The sequence below is a fragment of the Lelliottia wanjuensis genome (genome assembly GCF_030238365.1).
Classification (GTDB): Bacteria; Pseudomonadota; Gammaproteobacteria; order Enterobacterales; family Enterobacteriaceae; genus Enterobacter; species Enterobacter wanjuensis.
In genome coordinates this window covers 66,861-89,591 of the sequence record NZ_JASSOT010000078.1, presented here as the reverse complement: position 1 = coordinate 89,591, position 22,731 = coordinate 66,861, and the positions used below count along the sequence as shown (strand labels likewise).

Annotated in this window: 19 protein-coding genes; 6 read left to right on the top strand and 13 right to left on the bottom strand. The window is 55.6% G+C overall.

Annotated features, from left to right (window positions below; translation table 11 throughout):
• Positions 1 to 4 precede the first annotated feature (4 nt).
• The 6 genes from mglA to QQF33_RS23555 form a co-directional block, all read right to left on the bottom strand.
• Positions 5 to 1,525 carry a galactose/methyl galactoside ABC transporter ATP-binding protein MglA gene (gene mglA / locus QQF33_RS23580; protein ID WP_282495089.1) on the bottom strand — a complete coding sequence of 507 codons (1,521 nt, stop codon included), beginning with the start codon at positions 1,523 to 1,525 and terminating at the stop codon, positions 5 to 7.
• 78 nt (positions 1,526 to 1,603) lie between these two features.
• Positions 1,604 to 2,602, bottom strand: coding sequence for a galactose/glucose ABC transporter substrate-binding protein MglB (gene mglB, locus QQF33_RS23575; protein ID WP_010433541.1), 999 nt, complete (start codon positions 2,600 to 2,602; stop codon positions 1,604 to 1,606).
• A gap of 295 nt (positions 2,603 to 2,897) precedes the next feature.
• Positions 2,898 to 3,920 (bottom strand): HTH-type transcriptional regulator GalS, encoded by a 1,023-nt coding sequence (gene galS / locus QQF33_RS23570; RefSeq protein WP_282495091.1) that lies wholly within the window; start codon positions 3,918 to 3,920, stop codon positions 2,898 to 2,900.
• A gap of 155 nt (positions 3,921 to 4,075) precedes the next feature.
• Complete coding sequence (yeiB, locus tag QQF33_RS23565) at positions 4,076 to 5,233, bottom strand: DUF418 domain-containing protein YeiB (RefSeq protein ID WP_285149295.1); 1,158 nt, start codon at positions 5,231 to 5,233, stop codon at positions 4,076 to 4,078.
• Positions 5,234 to 5,249: 16 nt separating this feature from the next.
• On the bottom strand, positions 5,250 to 5,918 hold the full coding sequence (folE, locus tag QQF33_RS23560; RefSeq protein WP_095282673.1) for a GTP cyclohydrolase I FolE: 669 nt from the start codon (positions 5,916 to 5,918) through the stop codon (positions 5,250 to 5,252).
• Positions 5,919 to 6,022: 104 nt separating this feature from the next.
• Positions 6,023 to 7,171 (bottom strand): YbfB/YjiJ family MFS transporter, encoded by a 1,149-nt coding sequence (locus QQF33_RS23555; RefSeq protein WP_285149294.1) that lies wholly within the window; start codon positions 7,169 to 7,171, stop codon positions 6,023 to 6,025.
• A gap of 137 nt (positions 7,172 to 7,308) precedes the next feature.
• On the opposite strand from QQF33_RS23555, the gene fghA reads away from it, so the two are divergent.
• Both fghA and QQF33_RS23545 read left to right on the top strand, forming a co-directional pair.
• Positions 7,309 to 8,148, top strand: coding sequence for an S-formylglutathione hydrolase (gene fghA, locus QQF33_RS23550; protein ID WP_285158699.1), 840 nt, complete (start codon positions 7,309 to 7,311; stop codon positions 8,146 to 8,148).
• Positions 8,149 to 8,384: 236 nt separating this feature from the next.
• Positions 8,385 to 10,370 (top strand): ligand-gated channel protein, encoded by a 1,986-nt coding sequence (locus QQF33_RS23545; protein WP_285149292.1) that lies wholly within the window; start codon positions 8,385 to 8,387, stop codon positions 10,368 to 10,370.
• A gap of 60 nt (positions 10,371 to 10,430) precedes the next feature.
• Here QQF33_RS23545 and lysP read toward each other — a convergent pair whose 3' ends face one another.
• Both lysP and yieE read right to left on the bottom strand, forming a co-directional pair.
• Positions 10,431 to 11,900, bottom strand: a complete 1,470-nt coding sequence (lysP, locus tag QQF33_RS23540; protein ID WP_285149291.1) for a lysine-specific permease — start codon at positions 11,898 to 11,900, stop codon at positions 10,431 to 10,433.
• A gap of 130 nt (positions 11,901 to 12,030) precedes the next feature.
• Positions 12,031 to 12,897: a DNA-binding transcriptional regulator YeiE gene (yieE, locus tag QQF33_RS23535; RefSeq protein ID WP_285158698.1), complete on the bottom strand. Its 867-nt coding sequence runs from the start codon at positions 12,895 to 12,897 to the stop codon at positions 12,031 to 12,033.
• Between the two features lie 122 nt (positions 12,898 to 13,019).
• On the opposite strand from yieE, the gene QQF33_RS23530 reads away from it, so the two are divergent.
• Positions 13,020 to 14,066, top strand: a complete 1,047-nt coding sequence (locus QQF33_RS23530) for a YeiH family protein (RefSeq protein ID WP_285158697.1) — start codon at positions 13,020 to 13,022, stop codon at positions 14,064 to 14,066.
• Positions 14,067 to 14,129: 63 nt separating this feature from the next.
• Positions 14,130 to 14,987 carry a deoxyribonuclease IV gene (gene nfo / locus QQF33_RS23525; RefSeq protein WP_282495106.1) on the top strand — a complete coding sequence of 286 codons (858 nt, stop codon included), beginning with the start codon at positions 14,130 to 14,132 and terminating at the stop codon, positions 14,985 to 14,987.
• Between the two features lie 71 nt (positions 14,988 to 15,058).
• Here the strand turns inward: nfo and fruA are convergent, their stop codons facing one another.
• From fruA to fruB, 3 genes are read right to left on the bottom strand one after another with little or no spacing between them, the layout of a single operon-like run.
• The gene (gene fruA, locus QQF33_RS23520; RefSeq protein WP_285158696.1) at positions 15,059 to 16,750 is read right to left on the bottom strand and encodes a PTS fructose transporter subunit IIBC; all 1,692 of its coding nucleotides are present in this window, start codon (positions 16,748 to 16,750) and stop codon (positions 15,059 to 15,061) included.
• Between the two features lie 16 nt (positions 16,751 to 16,766).
• Positions 16,767 to 17,705: a 1-phosphofructokinase gene (gene fruK, locus QQF33_RS23515; RefSeq protein WP_095282683.1), complete on the bottom strand. Its 939-nt coding sequence runs from the start codon at positions 17,703 to 17,705 to the stop codon at positions 16,767 to 16,769.
• A complete protein-coding gene (fruB, locus tag QQF33_RS23510) occupies positions 17,705 to 18,835 on the bottom strand; it encodes a fused PTS fructose transporter subunit IIA/HPr protein (protein ID WP_285158695.1) in 1,131 nt (376 codons plus the stop codon). Before fruB ends, fruK begins: the two co-directional genes overlap by 1 nt.
• Before the next feature lie 353 nt (positions 18,836 to 19,188).
• Here fruB and setB point away from each other — a divergent pair, with 353 nt between their 5' ends.
• Entirely contained in the window at positions 19,189 to 20,370 is a 1,182-nt protein-coding gene (gene setB, locus QQF33_RS23505) for a sugar efflux transporter SetB (RefSeq protein ID WP_282495109.1), read from the top strand.
• Here setB and QQF33_RS23500 read toward each other — a convergent pair.
• Complete coding sequence (locus tag QQF33_RS23500; protein ID WP_282495110.1) at positions 20,367 to 20,621, bottom strand: YkgJ family cysteine cluster protein; 255 nt, start codon at positions 20,619 to 20,621, stop codon at positions 20,367 to 20,369. The genes setB and QQF33_RS23500 overlap by 4 nt on opposite strands.
• A 165-nt stretch (positions 20,622 to 20,786) precedes the next feature.
• Here QQF33_RS23500 and yeiP point away from each other — a divergent pair, with 165 nt between their 5' ends.
• On the top strand, positions 20,787 to 21,359 hold the full coding sequence (gene yeiP, locus QQF33_RS23495; protein ID WP_095282688.1) for an elongation factor P-like protein YeiP: 573 nt from the start codon (positions 20,787 to 20,789) through the stop codon (positions 21,357 to 21,359).
• Between the two features lie 122 nt (positions 21,360 to 21,481).
• Here the strand turns inward: yeiP and uxuA are convergent, their stop codons facing one another.
• Positions 21,482 to 22,672, bottom strand: coding sequence for a mannonate dehydratase (gene uxuA / locus QQF33_RS23490; RefSeq protein ID WP_285158694.1), 1,191 nt, complete (start codon positions 22,670 to 22,672; stop codon positions 21,482 to 21,484).
• Positions 22,673 to 22,731 lie beyond the last annotated feature (59 nt).

Here is a 22,731-nt window from a genome sequence, read left to right as displayed (position 1 = left end):
GATCTTAAAGGTGCAAAGACGCAAGACGGAGAATTTCGTTTTGCGTTGTCGTTTTGGTGTCAACAATTCCGGCAACGAGACCATTGCTCATGACCAGAATACGATCTGTGATCCCTAACAATTCCGGCATTTCGGAAGAAATAATAATGATCCCTTTATTCTTTTTAGCCAGTTCAGCAATCAGCTGATAGATTTCAAATTTTGCACCTACGTCGATACCGCGCGTCGGTTCATCAAGCATTAAAATTTCTGGTTGGGTTAATAACCAGCGACCAATAATAACCTTCTGCTGGTTACCGCCGGAAAGTGAACCGATTTGTGTCTGATGCCCTGGTGTTTTTACACGCATGGAGTCGATAACCCACTGGGTATCGCTTTTCATGCGGGAGGTATCCAGCAGACCCATCTTATTTTTGTAATTACGAATGTTGGAGATTAACGAGTTAAAGTTAATATCCAGATAAGCATAAATCCCCGTTGAGCGACGCTCTTCTGTTACCAGGGCAAAACCGTGGTTAATCGCTTCGTTGGCGTTATGGTTATTAATGCGCTTACCGTGCAGCGTAATAGTGCCGTCAGATTTTTCGCGGATACCAAATAAGGTTTCCACGATATCGGTACGTTTCGCCCCGACCAGACCGGCGATGCCCAGAATTTCGCCCTTGTGCAGGTCGAAGGAGACATCACGAATGGAAGGCTGGCGCAGAGACGTCAGATTACGCACTTCGAGGATCACTTCACCCGGCTTGTTCTCTTTGTCCGGGAAGCGCTGGTTCAGGGAGCGACCAACCATCATGGCGATGATCTTGTCCATATCCAGCCCTTCGAGCGGCTGAGTGGTGATCCACTGACCGTCACGCAGGATGGTGATCTCATCGCACAGCTGGAAGATCTCTTCCATTTTATGCGAGATATAGACGATGCCACAGCCACGCTCTTTCAGCTTACGGATAATAGTGAAAAGGTGATTCACCTCTTTTTCCGTGAGTGATGACGTCGGCTCATCCATAATCACGATTTTCGCGTTATAGGAGAAGGCCTTGGCAATTTCAATCATCTGCATTTGTGAAACGGATAAAGTGCCTACGCGGGCGCGCGGGTCAATATCAATATCCAGTTCGTCAAAAATCGCTTTGGTGTCACGATACATTTTGTCCTGATCGACAAATACGCCTTTGGTCGGATAACGACCCAGCCACATATTGTCCATAACAGAACGCTGAAGCACCAGGTTTAATTCCTGGTGTACCATCGAAATCCCATTCTCCAGTGCTTCTTTGGCGGAATGGAAGTCGATCTCTTTCCCCTGAAAAAGAATGCTACCAGAATCTTTTTGGTAGATCCCAAAAAGGCATTTTAATAATGTCGATTTACCCGCACCGTTCTCCCCCATCAACGCGTGAATAGAGTGAGGACGCACTTTTAAATTAACATTATCGAGAGCCTTAACGCCGGGGAAGGACTTGTTAATACTGCTCATTTCTAACAAGAATTCGCCTGACGACTGAGTATTTGTGCTGACCATAATTATACCTTGACGGCCTCGCATATCGCGTTATAAAAGGGCGCAACGAATTGCGCCCTGTGAGAACAGGCAATAAACTTATTTACCGATAAACTCAGCCAGGTTTGACTGGTCTACGCCCACGTAAGGTACGCGAACAATTTTGTTCTCGATTTTCCAGGTAGTGCCATCAGCCGCACCTTTGCCGTCGGCCAGGTTTTTCGCCAGATCGAAGGTGGCTTTAGCCTGGTTGTTGGCATCGTTCAGCACGGTACCGGCCATTGCGCCAGATTTCACCAGGGCCAGCGCTTCTGGCAGTGCATCCACGCCGAAGACCGGAATAGAAGATTTGTTGTGTGCTTTCAGCGCTTCAACCGCACCCATTGCCATCGCATCGTTGTTGGCAATAACCACTTCGATTTTGTTAGCGTTCGGGCCAGACAGCCACGCGTCCATCTTATCTTTCGCCTGAGCGGTATCCCACATTGCGGTGTCTAACGCCAGCTGCTGAGTTTTCAGACCTTTGTCGTTCAGCTCTTTGATAACATAAGTAGTACGTGCTTCAGCATCCGGATGGCCCGGCTCGCCTTTCAGCAGCACGAACTGAATTTGACCGTCTTTGTTCAGGTCCCAGTTCGGGTTCGCTGCCCAGTGTTTCGCGATCAGATCGCCCTGAATAATACCGGACTCTTTAGAGTCAGTACCGACGTAGAAGGCTTTGTCATAGCTGTCCAGCGCTTTGCGGGAAGGCTCTTTGTTGAAGAAGACGATTGGCACATTCTGGCCGCGCGCTTTCTCAATCACGGTACCTGCTGCCGCTGGGTCAACCAGGTTGATAGCCAGTGCTTTCACGCCTTTCGCCAGCAGAACGTCGATCTGGTCGTTCTGTTTGGACTGGTCGTTCTGGGAGTCATTCATCAGCAGCTGAACGTCTGGCGCTGCTTTAGCATCTTTCTCGATCGCTTTACGCACAACAGACATAAAGTTGTCGTCGTATTTATAGATTGTCACACCAATACGGGTATCCGCAGCGTGCGCAGCCGCACCAAAAAGCATGCTTGCCATAACAGCAGACAGAGTCAACACCTTCTTATTCATGGTATCTCCGGTTTTTTTTATGCAGGGTAGTTCTTGTGAATAACGGTCGGCGGGCAGGTGTTAACAAAACGTTACTGACAGCCGAAGTTCACTTATAAAATTTCTATCTTCCGTGTTCGGTAACGCTCCAGTAATGCGTTTTATTTGTCGTTTGGGGCACTTTAGCTATAGTGAAAGTGATTAATCACCGTTACATAGCGTTTCAGCTCCTAAAACGCTGACATCATAGTCAGCGGCTTGTTAAGATACTGTGAATTTACTCACAGATTGAAAACGGTTACATCGCCCGATGTAATCAGTTAGTGATCGGAGCCACAATTTGCTTAACAGCCACTGAATGACGACGCACTAAAGTCGGCATGAAACAGTGTGTTGCGCTCACATCCTGCTGCCCTGCGGCCCCCTGTAACGCCAGCTCCGTCGCCAGTCGGGCCATTGACGCAATCGGGTAACGCACGGTGGTAAGCTGCGGATCCGTGTAACGGGCTATCGGAATATCATCAAAACCAATCAATGACAGATGCTGCGGCACCGCAATGCCGTTGTCTTTCAGCGCGGTCAGCGCCCCGGCGGCCATGCTGTCGTTGTAGGCAAAGACGGCGGTCAGCTGCAGGTTACGCCCGAGTAGCTCGACCATTGCGGCCTCCCCTCCCGGCATGTCCGGCGATCCGGTGCCAATCCAGCTGTCGGACGGCACAATCCCGGCCTCTTTCAGGGCGTTTTGCCACCCTTCCCGACGCATATCGTCATCTTCAATATGGTGACTGGAGGCGAGATAGCCGATGCGCTGATGGCCGTTATTGAGCAGCATGCGCGTCGCCATCATCGCCCCGCTGACGTTATCCAGCGTCACGCAGCGATGGGCGTAGCCCGGCACCACGCGGTTAATCAGAACCATACCGGGGATCTGATCCATAAACCCGGCCAGCTCTTCATCGCTGAGAGCTTTTGAGTGGACAATCAGGGCGTTACATCGCTGGCGAATCAGCACCTCAATGGCATGACGCTCTTTTTCAGCCTCGTGATAGCTGTTACCGATCAGCACATATTTGTGGTGCTGCTGGGCGACAACGTCCACGGCTTTCACCAGCGCGCCAAAGAAGGCATCCGACACATCCATCACCACCACGCCGATGGTGTCGCTCACCTGGGTGGCGAGCGCCTGCGCATTGGCGTTGGGCCGATAGCCAAGCTGCGTCACCGCTTTCATCACGGTTTCACGCGTTTCAGGGCTGACCAGCGCGCTGTTGTTCAGCACGCGTGAGACGGTAGCAACAGAAACACCCGCGATGCGGGCTACGTCACGAATGGTGATCATATTCACCATCCTTAAATGGATTGCAGCAACTCACAGACACCCCCTGTGTTTAGCAAGGAGGCTATTCTGGCAGTGACGAAGAGGGGACTACGTGAAGAAGGTCACACAGATGAAAACGTTTACATCCGTTTTGTTAATGATTGTGATCCAGATCGTTATCTGGATGTATTACTCAATGATACACCTGCAGCACGTGCGGTTAATTGACGCCACAGCCATTCCAGCGGTCCCTGACGGAAAAAGCGCAGCCAGATGACGGAAAACACCATGTTCACTGCCCAGACCGGAATAACAAACGCCAGCAGCTGGAGTCGGTCGAATTTCATAAACAGGCCGAACCGATAGAAAAGCGTGGTGCAGATCAGGGTTTGCAGCAGGTAATTGCTCAGCGCCATGCGCCCAACGCAGGCCACGGCAGCCACCAGCCTGAAGCGCGCGAGCTGCGGCCAGAAGCCATAAATCAGCGCTGCGTAGCCGATGGTCTGGAACGGTGCGCCCAGCTCACGCGGGGCCTGTAACAGGAACGCACACCAGCGGTAGTCCCAGTCCAGCACCCACTGCGCGACGACGGCGGGAAGATTAATGATCACCCCCACCAGCACCAGAATCACGCCCGTGCGGCGGTAATGGGCGAGACTAAACTCCCCTTTCAGCCAGCCGGTGCGCATCAGGGCCGCGCCCATCAGCATCATTCCTGCCAGCTGCCAGCCGTACTGCGCGCCGAGCGCAATCAGGTTATCGCCGAGCATATCGGCGCGATTGCTGATGGCTTCAACGCCGCCTTTGAGCTTCCAGAACTGCTCATACTGCAGGTTCGCCGCATCCGGTATCCACGAACGGTTGGTTGCCCCGCCGGAGATCATCCCCAGCAGCACCAGCACACCGATACCAATGAGATACAGAATGACGCCGGTGTTAAACAGGTTTTTCACGTCGTGCGCGTCGCGGATCATGCGCCAGCAAATCAGGCCGACTAATCCATAAGCCAGCAGAATATCGCCGTCCCAGAAAAAGAGACCGTGGATAAAACCGAGCAGCACCAGCAGCGTCAGGCGCGACTGGATCCAGCGCTTGCCGCGTTTGAGCAGCAGCTGTAGCCCTGCGCCGAAGAGGAGTGCAAAGAGGGTGAGGAATTTAACCTGTGCGAAAAGGTCGAGGATCGCCCAGGTCCAGGCGTCGCTGCGGGTGATCTCGCCATACCAGGCAGGATTGAGATACGCCGCCTTGGGCAGACCAAAGGCGGCGATATTCAGCAGCAGGATACCGAGAATGGCCACGCCACGTACAAAATCCAGCGTGACATTACGCTCCATTTATCCTGCCCTGTGATTAGTTGTGGTGACGCACGGCGCGCAGAAACTCCTGGCGAGTGTTCTGGCTGGACTTGAACAGTCCACCCAGCGAGGTGGTGGTGGTCGCGCTGGTCGCATCGCGAACGCCACGCGCTTTCACGCAATAATGGACGGCATCAATAGATACAGCCACATTGTTGGTGCCCAGCAGCGTTTGCAGCGCCGTCAGGATCTGCTGGGTCAGACGTTCCTGCACCTGCGGACGCTGGGCGAAGAACTGCACGATGCGGTTGATCTTCGACAGACCAATCACCGTATCTTTCGGGATATAGGCCACGGTGGCTTTCCCGTCGATGGTCACGAAGTGGTGTTCGCAGGTGCTGGTCAGGGTGATATCGCGCACGGTCACCATTTCATCCACCTTCATCTTGTTTTCGATGACGGTGATTTTTGGGAAGTTGGCGTAATCCAGGCCGGAGAAAATCTCATCGACATACATTTTTGCAATGCGATTCGGCGTTTCCATCAGGCTGTCATCGCTCAGATCGAGATTCAGCAACTGCATGATCTCGGTCATGTGCCCGGAAATAAGACGTTTGCGTGTTTCTTTGTCCAGTTCATTAACGGGCGGGCGCAGCGGGGTTTCGAGACCACGCGCAACCAGCGCTTCGTGAACGAGAGCGGCTTCTTTACTGAGTGATGGCATTATTTTTCTCCTGCAGGTGTGGCTGCCTTTTGCCCTCTTTGAAGCAAAAGTGTGCGCTCATTGTGCGTGAGGTGACGCACATAATCCAGTATTCACGGCGATAATTATTGCAATTGTTGCAGCCTTTCGGCCTGACGATCCCAGACCAGCCACCCGCCGACGAACAGCGCCACGCCCGCCAGGCCCAGCGCCGGTTCAAGCTGATGGGTCAGCCACGTCGATAACGCTGACGTCACCGGACCCACTAATTGGCCCAGCGCATACCCGGTGGTCAGTAATCCGGCCATGTAGCGCGTGTGATTCGGCGCCAGTTCACGCCCGCACAGCAGCGACAGCTGAACGGCGCACAGGAACCCGCCGCCGACCAGCAGCGCGCCGGTCACCAGGCCACCGATTCCCGGCATCAGCCAGGCGGCAAACACACCCAGCCCCTGCAACCACAGGACCATCGACAGGCGACGGTTCGAGGTCGAGACGTGACGCAATGCGATACTCAGCGCAATCCCGGCGACGGACGCCGCACCAAACACCGGCCAGACAAACTGCGCAAACAGGCTGCCGGGAAAGCGTACCGCGGCCATTTGCGATAAAAAGGTCGCCGGCAAAATGTAGCCAAAACCGGCGAGGCTGTAGCTCCAGACCAGACGACGTAGATCGGTGGTCAGCACCAGCGGCTCCGGCGCGGTCCCGGGGCGATGCAACTGCCCGCCGCGCGGGAGATAGCGCGCCACCAGCACAATCAAAATCAACGCCAGCACGCCGTAAATCTGCCACGCCGCACCGGCGGAGAGCGAGCGCGCCTGAATATAGACCGCCAGCAGGCCGCTTAAGGCAATCCCCGCCCCCGGCCCGGCGAACACCGCGGCGCTCAGCCCCGGCTTACCGAAATGAGCCAGACGTTCGTTGGTCCACGCCGCGATCAGCACCATCGACCAGCCGCTCATGCAGCCAATGACGAAGCGGATCAGGCCGTGAACAACGGCGTTATCCGCGACAGCTGACAGCAGCGTCAGCGCCACCCCGCCGAAAATCCCGAGGTACAAACGCCCTTCAACAAACCGGTGCGCGCGCATGGCATCCCACGCGCCGACTAAATAGCCCAGATAGTTCATGGCGGCCACCAGTCCGGCGCTGGTCAGCGTCAGTTGCCCGGCCGCAATCATCAGCGGAACCTGAGGGGTAAAAGCAAAGCGCCCTATCCCCATCGCCACCACTAAAACCACAAATCCGCTGAGCGCGATACGCAGCGCCATGATCGCCCCGATTGTTAAAATTTAGTTAATTCATGATGCAACATCTCGACTTAATGCGGAAGTGAAAGTTGCTCACAGGTGAATGAATAATCTGTATTATGGATTGAGTGAATATCAATACTTATCAGGAGCCTTGCATGGAACTGCTCGAAGAGCACCGTTGTTTTGAAGGTCGGCAGCAGCGCTGGCGCCACGACTCCAACACTCTGAACTGCACTATGACCTTCAGCATTTTTCTGCCGCCGACGGCAGATAACGTTAAACCGCCGGTGCTGTACTGGCTTTCCGGCCTGACCTGCAACGACGAAAACTTCACCACCAAAGCGGGCGCACAGCGCGTTGCCGCTGAGTTAGGCATTGCGCTGGTGATGCCTGACACCAGCCCGCGCGGCGATGATGTCGCGGACGATGCCGGATACGATCTCGGTAAAGGTGCGGGTTTCTACCTGAATGCCACCCAGGAGCCATGGGCCAGCCACTACCGGATGTACGATTATATCCGCGAAGAACTGCCCACTCTTATCAAAGCGCAGTTTGCCGTGAGCGATCGCGCGGCGATCAGCGGACACTCCATGGGCGGCCACGGGGCGTTGATTCTGGCGCTGAAAAATCCTGGGACGTTCACCAGCGTCTCCGCGTTTGCGCCTATCGTAAACCCGACGCAGGTGCCGTGGGGGCAGAAAGCGTTTTCGAACTATCTGGGCAACGATGAATCCACCTGGCAGGAGTGGGACAGCTGTGCGCTGATGCAGGCCAGCCAGTCGCAAGACGCCATCCCGACCCTAATCGATCAGGGTGATGCGGATCAGTTCCTGGCGAATCAGCTGCAGCCCGCCGTACTGGCGGAAGTGGCGCGGCTAAAAAGCTGGCCGCTGACCCTGCGCATTCAGGAAGGTCATGACCACAGTTACTATTTCATTGCGTCCTGGATAGAGGACCATCTCCGCTTCCACGCGGAGCATTTGTTCGCTAAATGAAACAGGAGGGCGAAAGCCCTCCATCTTTACATCTCTTTATCCCACTGAAATTTCGGCACTTTACCCTTCAAGACCATAAACACAAATGAGTTCAATTATCATTTGTGTTTACAAATAAACATTCTTTTGTACAATTCCTCACTCTTCTCCATCACAAAGAGTTCTTAAAAGACAAATACATACAGTTCTCAGGGTTATCCCGATGGAGTTTTATTCATTTTAAACGGAATGTACAAATGACAATACCCCGCCTTAAGGTTCTTGCTGTCGCAGTTTGCGCAGCGACCTTACCACAGCTCGTTCACGCCGCCGATCAAGATACCGTTGTCGTCACCGCCACGGGTTTTGAGCAGAAAATTCAGAACGCACCGGCCTCGATCTCTGTCATTTCTAAACAGCAGATCGAAGATAAGGCCTATCGCGATGTTACCGATGCACTGAAAGATGTCCCGGGCGTTGTCGTGACCGGCGGTGGCAGCAGCAGCGATATCAGTATTCGCGGAATGTCCTCTCAGTACACGCTTTTCCTGGTCAACGGCAAGCGCATCAGCACCCGCAGCACCCGTCCAAACAGCGATAACGCAGGGATCGAACAGGGCTGGCTGCCGCCGCTCGAATCCATTGAGCGAATCGAAGTCATCCGTGGGCCGATGTCCTCGCTGTATGGCTCAGACGCTATGGGCGGCGTTATCAACGTCATCACCAAGAAAGTCTCGAACACCAAGGGCTGGACGGGCTCCCTGCACGGTGATGCCACTTTCCAGGAAAACAATGACTCCGGCGATCTGTTCCAGACTAACGCCTACGCGTCTGGTCCGCTGATCGACGGATTACTCGGTGCAAAAGTCACAGGGCTTCTCTCCCGCCGCGCCGAAGATAAAATCGAGAACGGTTTCAACGAGCAGAAAATGCGCAACGGCGGCGTAACCCTCAACTTCACGCCAGACGAGAAAAACGATTTCGATCTCGACTATGCGCGTGAACTTCAGGACCGAAACAGTACGCCGGGGATGTCTAAAGCTACCGAGACCTGCCGCGGAAATACCTGTACGCCGAATACCAAAAGCGAAACGCGCTACGAGCACACCACCTACTCGTTAACGCACAGCGGTTATTACGACAGTTTCAACTCCACCAGCTACATCCAGCAGGAAGAGACCAATAACCCCGATCGTGAAATGCGCTCTTACAACACGACCTTTAACAACCAGAATCAGGTCTTCCTGGGCGACCATACCCTGACGCTGGGCGGTCAGTATCACTATGAAAAATTGCGTGACAACGGTAACCAGCTGGAAGCGGCAGATGGCCTGAGTAAACTGACGCGCTGGAACTGGGCGCTGTTTGCGGAAGACGAGTGGTCCATGACCGAGAGCTTTACGCTCACCGGCGGCCTGCGTATGGATAAAGACCAGAACTACGGGACTAACTGGACACCGCGCGGCTACGGTGTGTGGCATCTTGCCGAGCAGTGGACCCTGAAAGGTGGCGTGTCTGCCGGTTATCGTGCGCCGGATCTGCGTCAGTCTTCCGCCAACTGGGGCCAGGTCACCGGGGGCGGACGCCTCGATGGCATCATCGTCGGCAACCCGGACCTGAAACCTGAGAAGAGCCTGAGCGAAGAGATCGGCCTGCTGTGGGACAACAACGACAATCTCAACGCCGGTGTGACCCTCTTCAATACCGATTTTAAAGACAAAATCACCGAAGTTCGTCGCTGTAACAGCAGCTCCGATCCTGCCTGCACCATTGGCGACCATAGCTACGATTTCGTCAGCGATCGCGTCAACGTCGATAAAGCGAACATGCGCGGTGTGGAATCGACCTTCGGCTGGGAAATCACGAAGGACGTGAACTGGACCGCCAACTACACCTATACCGAATCTGAGCAGAAGAGCGGTCAGTTCTCCGGTAAGCCACTGAACAAAATGCCTAAGCATATGTTCAATACCACCCTGGACTGGCAGGCCACTCAAGATGTTGGCTTCTGGAGCCGTCTGAATCTTCGCGGCAAAACCTCTGAGTATCTGAGCCGTACCTCCATGTCTCAGGGTACGCCATCTTATACTCAGGTCGATGTTGGTCTGCGCTATAACGCAAACAAAAACCTGCTGGTTTCCGCCGGGGTGTATAACGTTCTCGATAAGCAGATTGATTACGATACCTACGACACGGTACTCGATGGACGTCGCTACACTGTGGGCATGACTTACAGTTTCTAAGCGCCCAATAAAAAGCCCCCGGCAGCGATGCCGGGGGCTTTTTTGTATCTTTCAAGAAACTTACTGCTTAAAGCGTCCCGGGAAATCCATTTCGCTGTAGCGGACGAAGCGGGTTCCTTTCGTCAGTTTGTAACCAAACCAGATGATCAGGAACAGAGGAATACCAATATAGGTCGCCATGACGCCGCCCCAGTCGATGGTGTCAGACAGGAAGGCTTCGTAGTTCTGGCCGAGGGTGATGATCAGGCACAGAACAAAGGCGAAGATCGGCCCCAGCGGGAAGAAACCAGAGCGGTACGGCAGATCGTTAATGTCGTGCCCCTGCATGACGTAGCCGCGACGGAAACGATAGTGGCTGATGGCAATCCCGAGCCAGGCGATAAAGCCGGTCATCCCGGAGGTGTTCAGCAGCCACAGGTAAACCGTCTGGTTACCAAACATCGACGTCAGGAAGCACAGGCCCGCCACCACGGTGGTCGCATACAGCGCGTTACGCGGCACCCCGCCACGAGACAGTTTAGAGAAGATGCGCGGCGCTTTACCGTCGCAGGCCAGGGTGTAGAGCATACGCGTTGAAGCATACATCCCGGAGTTACCCGCCGACAGCACAGCCGTCAGGATCACCGCGTTCATCACCGCCGCCGCAGACAGCAGACCCGCATGCTGGAAGACCAGCGTGAACGGGCTGACGCTGATGTCTTTCACATCGTTACGCAGCAGGCTTGGGTCGGTGTAAGGAATAATCAGGCTGATAATCAGGATCGCGAACACATAGAACAGCAGAATACGCCAGAACACCTGACGCACCGCGCGCGGGATGTTCTTCTCCGGATCTTCAGATTCACCGGCCGCGATACCAATCAGCTCGGTACCCTGGAAGGAGAAGCCGACAATCATCGCCACGCCAATCATCGCCGCAAAACCACCGGCGAAAGGCGCTTCGCCTATCTGCCAGTTGCTCCAGCCCGCAGGTTGCGCACCTTTGAAAATGCCGACGATCATCGCCACACCGACGACGATAAAGATGATGACGGTCGCGACTTTAATCAGCGAGAACCAGTACTCCGCTTCACCGAAACCGCGTACAGAGATGTAGTTCAGCAGGAAGATCACGGCGAGGAAGACGGCGCTCCAGATCCAGCCTGGCGTGTCCGGGAACCACCAGTTCATCACCAGCTGCGCGGCCACGAGGTCAACGGCGATGGTTACCGCCCAGTTGTACCAGTAGTTCCAGCCCAGCGCGAAGCCGAAGCCTTCTTCAACGTATTTTTGGCCGTAGGTAGAGAAAGAGCCAGAGACCGGCATGTAAGCGGCCAGTTCGCCCAGACTGGTCATCAGGAAGTACACCATCAGGCCAATCAGCATATAAGAAAACAGCGCGCCACCCGGGCCTGCCGCTGAAATAGTTGCACCAGAGGCAACAAAAAGACCTGTACCGATGGATCCGCCAATAGCGATCATCGTCAGGTGACGCGCCTTGAGTTCGCGACGTAGCGCGGGCGCTTCTGTGGTTTTAGTTTCGGAAACCATATGAAAATGCTGTCCATTCAAAAAATGAGGCGAGATTGTAGCAGACGATCCGCGAACCTTCTGGCAGAAATACTCTGTTATAAGAGAGCTTCATGACTGCCCCGAAATTATAAGTAAAGCAGAGCCTCAGCTACATTTCGCAATAGCGCAAAAAGCGCTGCAGGGAATTCGACAGGTGTTTCTGGCGATGATGGATGCACCACAGGGTACGCACCAGCTTCGGCAGCGGAACCGGAATTTCAATCAGCGACCCGCTTTCAAGCTGCTCGGCGATGACCCGTCGGGATAAACAGCTGATCCCCAGACCGTGTCGCACGGCGTGCTTGATGGCCTCGGAATTCCCAAGCTCCATCCCGAGCTGAAACTGCGGCAGGTGCGACAGCAGCAGGTAATCAACGATTTCACGGGTGCCGGAACCGTGCTCGCGCAAAATCCATGGGGCCAGCGCCAGGCGCTCCAGCGTCACTTCACCCTGCAGCAGAGACGATGCGGGAGAGGCAAACACCACCAGCTCATCTTCCAGCCAGGGTTCCGCAATGATATCCACGTTATGGCACGGGCCTTCGATCAGCCCGATGTCGACGCGAAAATCGATAATCGCGTTGATCACATCCTGACTGTTACCGACGCTCATCTCCAGCGGCAGCGTCGGGAAATCGCGGCGATAGCGGGCAATCACTTCCGGGAGAATGTAGTTCCCGATGGTGCTACTGGCATACACGCGGATAGCACCGTTGTCTTCCCGGAACAGCTGCTCAATTTCGACGGCCTGCTCCAGCAGGGCCAGCGCGCGTGGGTAAAGCAGACGCCCGTGCTCGTTCACCACCAGCCGCTTCCCTACCCTGTCGAAAAGCTGAACGCCGAGCTGCCCTTCCAGATCCGTCAGCGCCGCGCTGACCGCCGACTGAGACAGGGCCAGACGCTGCGAAGCCTGGGTGGTCGACCCGCTCTTCAGCACTTCGGCAAAAACTTCCAGTTGACGCAATGTAATGTGCATAGTGGCCTTCCGCGCGGGTAAGCGCCTTGCTTACCACTTATAAAGATTAATTATAAATATATAATCAATTTTATTTTTAAGCCAGAGCGCCGTAACCTTTTAGCCAGACAAAGGAGAAGGTTATGACTGAAATCACTCTGCACCCTCATCGTACAGTGTGGCACTACGTTCCAGGACTTGCGCTGAGCGCACTCATCACTGGCGCAGCATTATGGGGCGGCAGTATTCCGGCCGTGGCCGGGGCTGGATTCAGCGCATTAACGCTGGCCATTCTGATCGGCATGGTCGTCGGGAATACGGTTTACCCCAAAATCTGGAGCACCTGCGACGGCGGCGTGCTGTTTGCCAAACAGCACCTGCTGCGCCTCGGGATTATTCTTTATGGTTTTCGCCTCACCTTCGCGCAGATTGCCGATGTGGGCGTGAGCGGCATCGCCATCGACGTACTGACGCTCACCAGCACCTTTATGCTTGCCTGCTTTATCGGGCAAAAAGTGTTTGGCCTCGACAAGCAAACCAGCTGGCTGATTGGCGCGGGGAGCAGTATCTGCGGGGCCGCGGCGGTCCTGGCGACGGAGCCTGTGGTCAAAGCGGAATCCAGCAAAGTGACCGTTGCGGTGGCGACGGTGGTGATCTTCGGTACCCTGGCGATTTTCCTTTATCCGGCCATGTACCCGCTGGTCGCCCACTGGTTCACGCCGGAAACTTACGGCATCTATATTGGTTCGACTATGCATGAAGTGGCGCAGGTGGTTGCGGCAGGCCATGCCATCAGCCCGGACGCCGAAAATGCGGCGGTGATCGCCAAAATGCTGCGCGTGATGATGCTGGCTCCGTTCCTGATTATTCTGGCCGCGCGCGTGAAACAGCTGACTCCGGCAGGCAAAGGCGAGAAAAGCAAAATCACCATTCCGTGGTTCGCGATTCTGTTTATCGTGGTGGCGGTGTTTAACTCCTTCCACCTGCTGCCTAAAGCGGTCGTGGATATGCTGGTCACGCTGGACACCGTTCTGCTGGCAATGGCAATGGCCGCGCTGGGTGTGACCACGCACGTCAGCGCCCTGAAAAAAGCCGGTGCCAAACCGCTGCTGATGGCACTGATGTTGTTTGTCTGGCTGATTGTGGGCGGCGGCGCGATTAACCTGGCGGTTCATAGCCTGATGGCATAAACCACTACATCCTTCTCCTGTTAACCCGCTATCATAAGCGTTTCGGGTTAACAGGAGTCCCCTATGAAATACGTTGGAGCGCACGTGAGCGCAGCAGGTGGTCTTGCGAATGCCGCCATTCGCGCCGCCGAAATCGAGGCGACTGCGTTCGCCCTGTTCACCAAAAATCAGCGCCAGTGGCGCGCGGCACCGCTCACCACTGAAGTGATTGATGATTTCAAAGCCGCCTGCGAAAAGTATGGTTTCGGGCCGGGTCAGATCCTTCCCCACGACAGCTACCTCATCAACCTCGGCCATCCGGTCGAGGAAGCGCTGGAGAAGTCGCGTGATGCGTTTCTCGATGAGTTGCAGCGTTGCGAGCAGCTTGGCCTGACGCTGCTGAACTTCCATCCGGGCAGCCACCTGATGCAAATCGATGAAGATGCCTGTCTGGCGCGTATCGCCGAATCTATTAACATCGCGCTGGCGCAGACGCAGGGCGTAACGGCAGTCATTGAAAACACCGCCGGTCAGGGCAGCAATCTTGGGTTTAAGTTTGAACATCTGGCGGCAATTATCGACGGCGTGGAGGATAAATCCCGCGTCGGCGTGTGTATCGATACCTGCCACGCGTTTGCCGCAGGCTATGACCTGCGCTCCCGCGAAGAGTGTGAAAAAACCTTCGCAGAGTTCGAACGTATCGTGGGCTTTAAGTATTTGCGCGGGATGCACCTGAACGACGCCAAGAGCGCGTTCGGCAGCCGCGTTGACCGCCATCACAGCCTCGGCGAAGGGAACATCGGTCACGACGCGTTCCGCTTTATCATGCAGGACGACCGCTTTGACGGCATCCCGATGGTGCTCGAAACGGTGAATCCGGATATCTGGGCGGAAGAGATCGCCTGGCTGAAAGCACAGCAAACGGCTGAACAAGCCGCATAAAAAAAGCCGGGTCGCGTAAGCACCCGGCTTTTTTGTCGGTCGGGTAAGCGAAGCGCCACCCGACAATAGGTTTAGGCGACTTTAGCCACCGCTTCCACTTCAGGGCGCTTCAGCACCGCGTAAGACAGACCCGCCACCAGCGTACCCGCGATAATCGCGAACAGATAACCCAGAACCGGGGTAATCGCACCAGGGATCAGCAGAACAAAGAGACCGCCGTGCGGCGCCATCAGTTTCGCGCCAATTGCCATGGAGATGGCACCGGTCACCGCGCCGCCCACGATACAGCAAGGCAGAACGCGCATCGGGTCACGGGCTGCGAACGGAATCGCACCTTCGGTGATGAAGCACAGACCCAGAACCAGAGCCGCTTTACCACCCTCTTGCTGCGCCTTATCAAACTTACGACGTGCAATGATAGTCGCCAGACCCAGCGCCAGCGGTGGCACCATACCGGCCGCCATGATTGCCGCCATCGGGGCATAAGTCTGAGTACTCAGCAGGCCGACACCAAATGCGTATGCCGCTTTGTTGACCGGGCCACCCATGTCGGTACACATCATGCCACCCAGGATCGCGCCCAGCAGTACCGCGTTCGCCGTACCCATGGTTTGCAGCCAGTGGGTCAGACCTTCGAGGATGCCCGCAACTGGTTTACCAATCAGGTAGATCATACCCAGGCCAACCACCAGGCTGGAAATCAGCGGGATGATCAGGATCGGTTTCAGCGCTTCCATACTCTGCGGTAATTTCAGCTTAGAGCTGATGGCTTTCGCCACGTAACCGGCCAGGAAACCGGCAATAATACCGCCGATAAAGCCAGAGCCGGTGCTCACGGCCAGCATACCGCCGATAAGGCCCGGCGTCAGACCCGGACGGTCAGCGATGGAGAAGGCAATGTAACCCGCGAGAACCGGCACCATCAGCGCAAACGCTGAACCGCCACCGATCTGCATCAATGCCGCCGCCAGCGTGCCCGGCTCTTTGAACGCTTCGATACCAAATGCGAAAGAGAGCGCGATACACAGACCGCCCGCCACGACCATCGGCAGCATGTAAGACACGCCGGTCAGCAGGTGACGATAGGCGCCCGAGGACTCTTTTTTACCTTCGGTTGCTGAGGACTCAGATTTGCCCGTCGCCTGATAAGGCTTCGCTTCCGCGAGGGCTTTATCAAACTCCTGCGCGGTTTTCTTCAGCGCCAGACCGGTGGAGGTGCGATACATCGGCTTACCGGCGAATTTCGCCAGGTCCACTTCGATGTCCGCCGCCACGATCACCAGATCCGCTTCCGCCACTTCTTCCGGGGTAATGGCATTGCCAGCGCCCACGGAACCGCGGGTTTCAACCTTCACCCACCAGCCGCGTTTTTTCGCTTCGGTTTCAATGGCTTCCGCCGCCATAAAGGTGTGCGCCACGCCCGTTGGGCAGGCGGTGATCGCCACGACGCGTTTCGGGCCGCTTGCAGTGGCAACCGCAGCGGTCGCAACCGGTGCGCTGTAGACTGCCGCGTGGCCTTTGGCTTCGCTCAGGAACAATTCAGGGTGTGCCACCGCGCGATTGATATCGCCCAGCCACACTTTTTTGCCGTTCAGCGCGCTGTCAGCAGGAACTTTGTCGCCCAGAACAATCGCCAGTTCGGCGTCATTTGGGTTATCGACCATTTCAACATGCGCTTTGTGTGCCGCCGCGCCCAGCAAGGTCTTCGCCATATAGGCGCGAGCTTGTCCGAGACCGGAATCAATGATCAGCAGCGTTTTCATTATGCCTCTCCTGCTGTTAGTTAAAAGGTTGTAAGTCAACGCGCGCCATCATCGCGGCCAACTGGGTACGTTCGGTAATTCCAACATTGCTCTGACTCACGGCCAGGGCGGCAACAGCGGTCGCAAGACGTAAGGTATGCTCGCTGGATTCACGCATCAGCAGGCCGTAAATCAGGCCGCCGACCATTGAATCCCCGGCACCTACGGTGCTGACCACTTCCACCGACGGTGGCTTGGCGATCCATTCGCCAGACGCGTTAACCCACAGCGCGCCTTCTGCACCCAGTGAAATCACCACGTGAGCAATACCCTGTTCACGCAGCGCATGGGCGGCTTCAATCACATCTTTTAATTCTGGCAGCTTACGGCCCGCCCAGATCTCCAGTTCACGGCGATTTGGTTTGACCAGCCACGGAGAGGCTTTCAGACCCGCCACCAGCGCTTCGCGGCTGCTGTCGAAAATAATGCACGGGCACTGGCTACGCAGGCGCAGCATCCAGTCGGTGAAGGCTTCCGGGCTGACGCCTGACGGCAGACTGCCGCTGACGCAGACCATGTCGAACTGACCCAGCCAGCTCAGGGAGTCATTCACGAAACGCTCCCAGTCTGCGCCGGTCACTTCAAAGCCGGAGAAGTTCAGGTCGGTCACTTCACCGTCTTTTTCCGTCAGCTTAACGTTAATACGCGTACGGCCCTGAACCACCTGGAAACGGTTGGCAATGCCCAGCTCGCTGAACAGCTGCTGGAAACCATCCTGGTTGTCTTTCCCGAGGAAACCGCCCACGGTCACATCGATACCTAAGTCTTTTAAAACTTTAGCAACGTTGATGCCTTTACCGGCAGCGTGCAGGCCGGTGGTACGGACGAGGTTCACTTCGCCGCGTTCAATTTCAGGGCAAAAGCCGACGAGATCGTAAGCCGGGTTCAGCGTAATAGTGGCAACACGTCTGCTCATTATGCGCCCTCCCCCAGACCAGCCGCGATGGCTTCGCCAATCGCTTTCAGCGCCAGTTCAGCATCCGCCCCCTGAGCGGTGAAGCGCAGGCGATGGCCTTTCTTCACACCCAGTGCGACGACTTTCATCAGGCTGCGGCCATTAGCCGGTTTGCCCGAACCATCCAGGTTGGTCACGGTAATCTCACTTTCGAACTGTTTAATGGTGTTGACCAGCATGGTGCCAGGACGCGCGTGCAAACCGTGCTCGTTGCGCACTACAAATTCCGCGGTCAGCAGGTCATCGGTCGGGGCATCGTCACTGGTCAGCAGTGCCAGCAGAGTCGCAGCATCCGCTTTCAGCAGATGTTCAGCTTTGTTGTTCAGCAGCAGATCGCTCAGGCGCTTCAGCACGGAAACCGGCTGTTCATCGGCCATGGCGACAGTCACCAGCAGAGCGGCGTGTTCGCCATCGGCTTCAAACGCGCTAGCGGCACGGCTCACGGCGATGGCGCTGCGCACGTTGCCTTCTGCGCTGTCGTTCAGCCAGACGCCCTGACCCAGATTCAGCGGCTTGTCATTAATCACGCGGGCGACGAAAGCGGTATCAACCGCACCGGCCTCTTTCAGACGACCGGCGTTCAGCGCCTGCAACGTCACCAGATCGGAGGCCGCCACGTCGAGCGTCAGCGTCTCGTTATCCAGCTTCAGCGCTTCGCTCTGTTTTTCACCCATCAGCAGGGCACGCAGCTCTTCAGCCGTGGTCGCAGATTGCAGCTGTTCAGCCACGGAGTCATCGCTCAGGACGTGCGTCAGCTGACGCAGCAGGCCGAGGTGTTCGTCGCTGCTGGCGGCAATACCGATTGCCACGTAAGCCACCTGCCCTTCGCCCCACAAAATCCCCTGCGGGAACTGATAAACCTGCACACCGGTTTTCAGCACCTGGTCGCGGGTATCGGTGGTGCCATGCGGAATGGCGATACCGTTGCCGAGGAAAGTGGAGGTCTGCTGCTCGCGGGCCAGCATGCCGTCTACGTAGCCGTCCGCGACGTTACCCGCCTGCACCAGGGCAGCGGCAATCTTGCGAATGGCCTCTTCTTTATTACCGGCCTGTTCGCCCGGATGGATGTCTTGCACTGATAACTGGAACATGGTTCTCCTCTCTCGCTGAATTGAATCGTTTCAGCCTTAATGAGAAAAAATGCGCTAACCTGCTCCGTCAGTTAAAACAAGATAGCGCTGAAACGTTTCAAGAAGTCTTGCGCGTAATGTAATGGCTTGCAAGGAAAGTTACATTTCACGTTTCAGAATTTAGAAGTGCAGCACATTTCTCCCACATTTGCTGAAATGACAAGGACGTTTACCGGTTCGCTTCAGCACACTTCAGCCAGAAAAGTTTTTGAAATGCTATTTTGATTTTTCGTGGGTAATTTGACCGCACCATCTGTTTATTTTCTGACAAGCGGCGTAAACTCCGCGACTCTTCACATCACCGATATCGAAACATGCACAACTCCCCCGCTGCCGCCTCACCAAAGCCATTTGATTTGACGTCATCGGCGTTTCTGATTGTTGCCTTTCTCACCGGGATTGCCGGTGCGTTACAGACACCAACGCTGAGCCTGTTCCTGACCAACGAAGTCCACGCCCGTCCGGCGATGGTTGGCTTCTTCTTTACCGGCAGTGCCATCATCGGCATTCTCGTCAGCCAGTTTCTCGCCGGGCGATCGGATCGCAAAGGCGATCGCAAAAGCCTGATTGTCTTCTGCTGCCTGCTCGGCGTGTTTGCCTGCGTGCTGTTTGCCTGGAACCGCAACTATTTCGTGCTGCTGTTTGTCGGCGTGTTTCTGAGCAGCTTTGGCTCGACCGCCAACCCGCAGATGTTCGCCCTTGCGCGAGAACATGCAGATCACACGGGCCGCGAAGCGGTGATGTTCAGCTCGATTCTGCGCGCCCAGGTCTCGCTGGCGTGGGTGATCGGCCCGCCGCTGGCCTACGCCCTGGCGATGGGCTTTGGTTTTACGGTGATGTATCTGAGCGCGGCCGTGGCCTTTGTGGTGTGCGGGGCAATGGTGTGGTTTTTCCTGCCGTCGATGCGCAAAGAGCCAAAACTCTCGACTGGGACGCTGGAAGCCCCACGCCGCAACCGCCGCGATGCCCTGCTACTGTTTGTCGTCTGCACGCTGATGTGGGGCACCAACAGCCTCTACATCATTAATATGCCGCTGTTTATTATTGATGAACTGCACCTGCCAGAAAAACTGGCGGGCATCATGATGGGTACGGCGGCGGGGCTGGAAATCCCGACCATGCTGATCGCCGGTTATTACGCGAAGCGCTTCGGAAAGCGTTTTTTGATGCGGATTGCGGTGGTAGCGGGTCTGCTGTTTTACATCGGCATGCTGACGGTTCACACCCCGGCACTGCTGCTGGCGCTACAGCTGCTGAACGCCATTTACATTGGCATTCTGGCGGGTATCGGCATGCTCTACTTCCAGGATTTAATGCCCGGCCAGGCAGGGGCAGCGACCACCCTTTATACTAATACGACGCGTGTCGGCTGGATTATCGCCGGATCGCTGGCGGGGGTTGTGGCGGAGATCTGGAGCTATCACACGGTGTTCTGGATTGCGCTGGTGATGTGCATTATTACCACCGGCTGTCTGACGCGGATTAAAGACGTTTAGGGCGCGGTGAGCGCTTCCAGCTCAATCAAATAGACCATCGCCTGCTCGCGCGTGCTGCCGCACATCTCTTTTAACGGCTGAAGTGCCCCACAGACTTTCGGGCGCAGCGGCGAGCCGAAGATTTTGCACAGATTGCTGTCAGAAAGCTGAACGCAGCGGGTGTTAGCCGGTTTGCCTTTTGGCATGCCAGGGATCGGGCTTGATATGGACGGTGCGGTGCAGCACGCGCCACAGTCTGGACGACAATCCATAAACCCTCTCAATGAGTGACAGATGCCCGTAGGGTCGGGCGTGGCGCGCACAGTAACACCTTTTGTGTATTGATAGCAAAACCCACTAATTCCGCTTGCCTGAAAGGCTGCGCGCGAGTAATTTGGCGCGATATTTTTTACCTCCCAGTAAACAGGATTACTGCAATGCCAAGAGCGAACGAAATTAAGAAAGGTATGGTACTGAACTACAACAGCAAGCTGCTGATTGTGAAAGATATCGATGTTCAGTCCCCCAGCGCCCGTGGCGCAGCAACGCTGTACAAAATGCGTTTTGCTGATGTGCGTACCGGCCTGAAAGTGGAAGAGCGCTTCAAAGGCGACGATATCGTGGATACCGTGACCCTAACCCGCCGTTTCGTTGACTTCTCCTACATCGACGGCAACGAATACGTGTTCATGGATAAAGAAGACTACACGCCGTACATCTTCACCAAAGATCAGATTGAAGACGAGCTGCAGTTCATTCCTGAAGGCGGTATGCCGGATATGCAGGTTCTGACCTGGGACGGCCAGCTGCTGGCGCTGGAGCTGCCGCAGACGGTCGATCTGGAAATCGTCGAAACCTCTCCGGGCATCAAAGGCGCTTCTGCCAGTGCACGTAACAAACCTGCGACGCTGACCACCGGTCTGGTGGTGCAGGTTCCTGAATATCTGTCTGCTGGCGAGAAGATCCGCATCCATATCGAAGAAAAACGTTATATGGGTCGCGCTGACTGATTGCGTTTTTTGCCGGATGGCGGCTTCGCCTTATCCGGCCTACGAAAAAACCGGCTTCGAGGCCGGTTTTTTTTATGATTTTGTAGGTCGGGTAAGACGACGCCGCCACCCGACGATACCTGTTAAAGCAACTCTGGATACTTGGTCATCTTCAGCGCCAGTTCAACCCCACGCACTTCCGCCATCCCTTTCAGACGGCCAATCGCCGAGTAGCCTGGGTTGGTTTTCTTGCGCAGATCGTCCAGCATCTGATGCCCGTGGTCCGGACGGAATGGAATCGGGCGCAAATCCCCCGCTTTCTTGCGGCGCTGCTCTTCGCTCAGAATCGCATCCACCACTGCCACCATATTCACATCACCATTGAGATGCGCTGCTTCGTGGAAGGTTTTCGGATTGCCTTCGCGACAGGTCGCACGTAAGTGGGTGAAGTGAATGCGATCGCCGAAGGTTTCAATCATCCGCACCAGATCGTTATCCGCACGCACGCCGTATGAACCGGTGCACATGGTGAAACCGTTGTTGATGCTGTCGACGGTCTCTTTCAGCCACTGCATATCTTCAATGGTGGAAACAATACGCGGCAGGCCGAGGATTGGACGCGGTGGATCGTCCGGGTGAACCGCCAGACGTAAACCGCATGCCTCTGCCACCGGCACAATCGCGCGCAGGAAGTACGCCATGTTTTCACGCAGCTGATTTTTGTCGATATCACCGTATTCCGCCAGACGCGCGCGGAACTGATCCAGGGTATATCCCTCTTCCGCTCCCGGCAGGCCGGCGATGATATTGCGGGTCAGCTTCTCGATGTCCGCTTCAGTCGCATCGTTAAACCACTGCTGCGCCTGCTGTTTCTCTTCAGCGGAATAATCTGCTTCAGCGCCTGGACGCTTGAGGATGTGCAGCTCGAAGGCAGCAAAAGCGATCTGGTCAAAACGCAGCGCTTTAGAGCCGTCCGGCAGCTGGTATTCCAGGTCGGTACGCGTCCAGTCCAGAATCGGCATGAAGTTGTAGCACACGGTGTCAATGCCGCAGGTCGCCAGATTGCGGATGCTCTGCTGATAGTTGGCAATCCAGGTGTCGAACTCACCGGAGTGGGTTTTGATATCTTCGTGCACCGGGATACTTTCAACGACTGACCAGGTCAGCCCTTTTTCCGCCAGCACTGCCTGACGCTTTTTGATCTCATCCACCGGCCAGACCTGACCGTTGGGAATGTGGTGCAGTGCGGTGACAACACCCGTTGCGCCAGCCTGACGCACATCATCAAGAGAAACCGGATCATTCGGCCCATACCAACGCCAGGTTTGTTCCATTGCCTCACCCTCTTAAGTTGTTATACCAATACGATTGTTACAATGACGACTACCATACA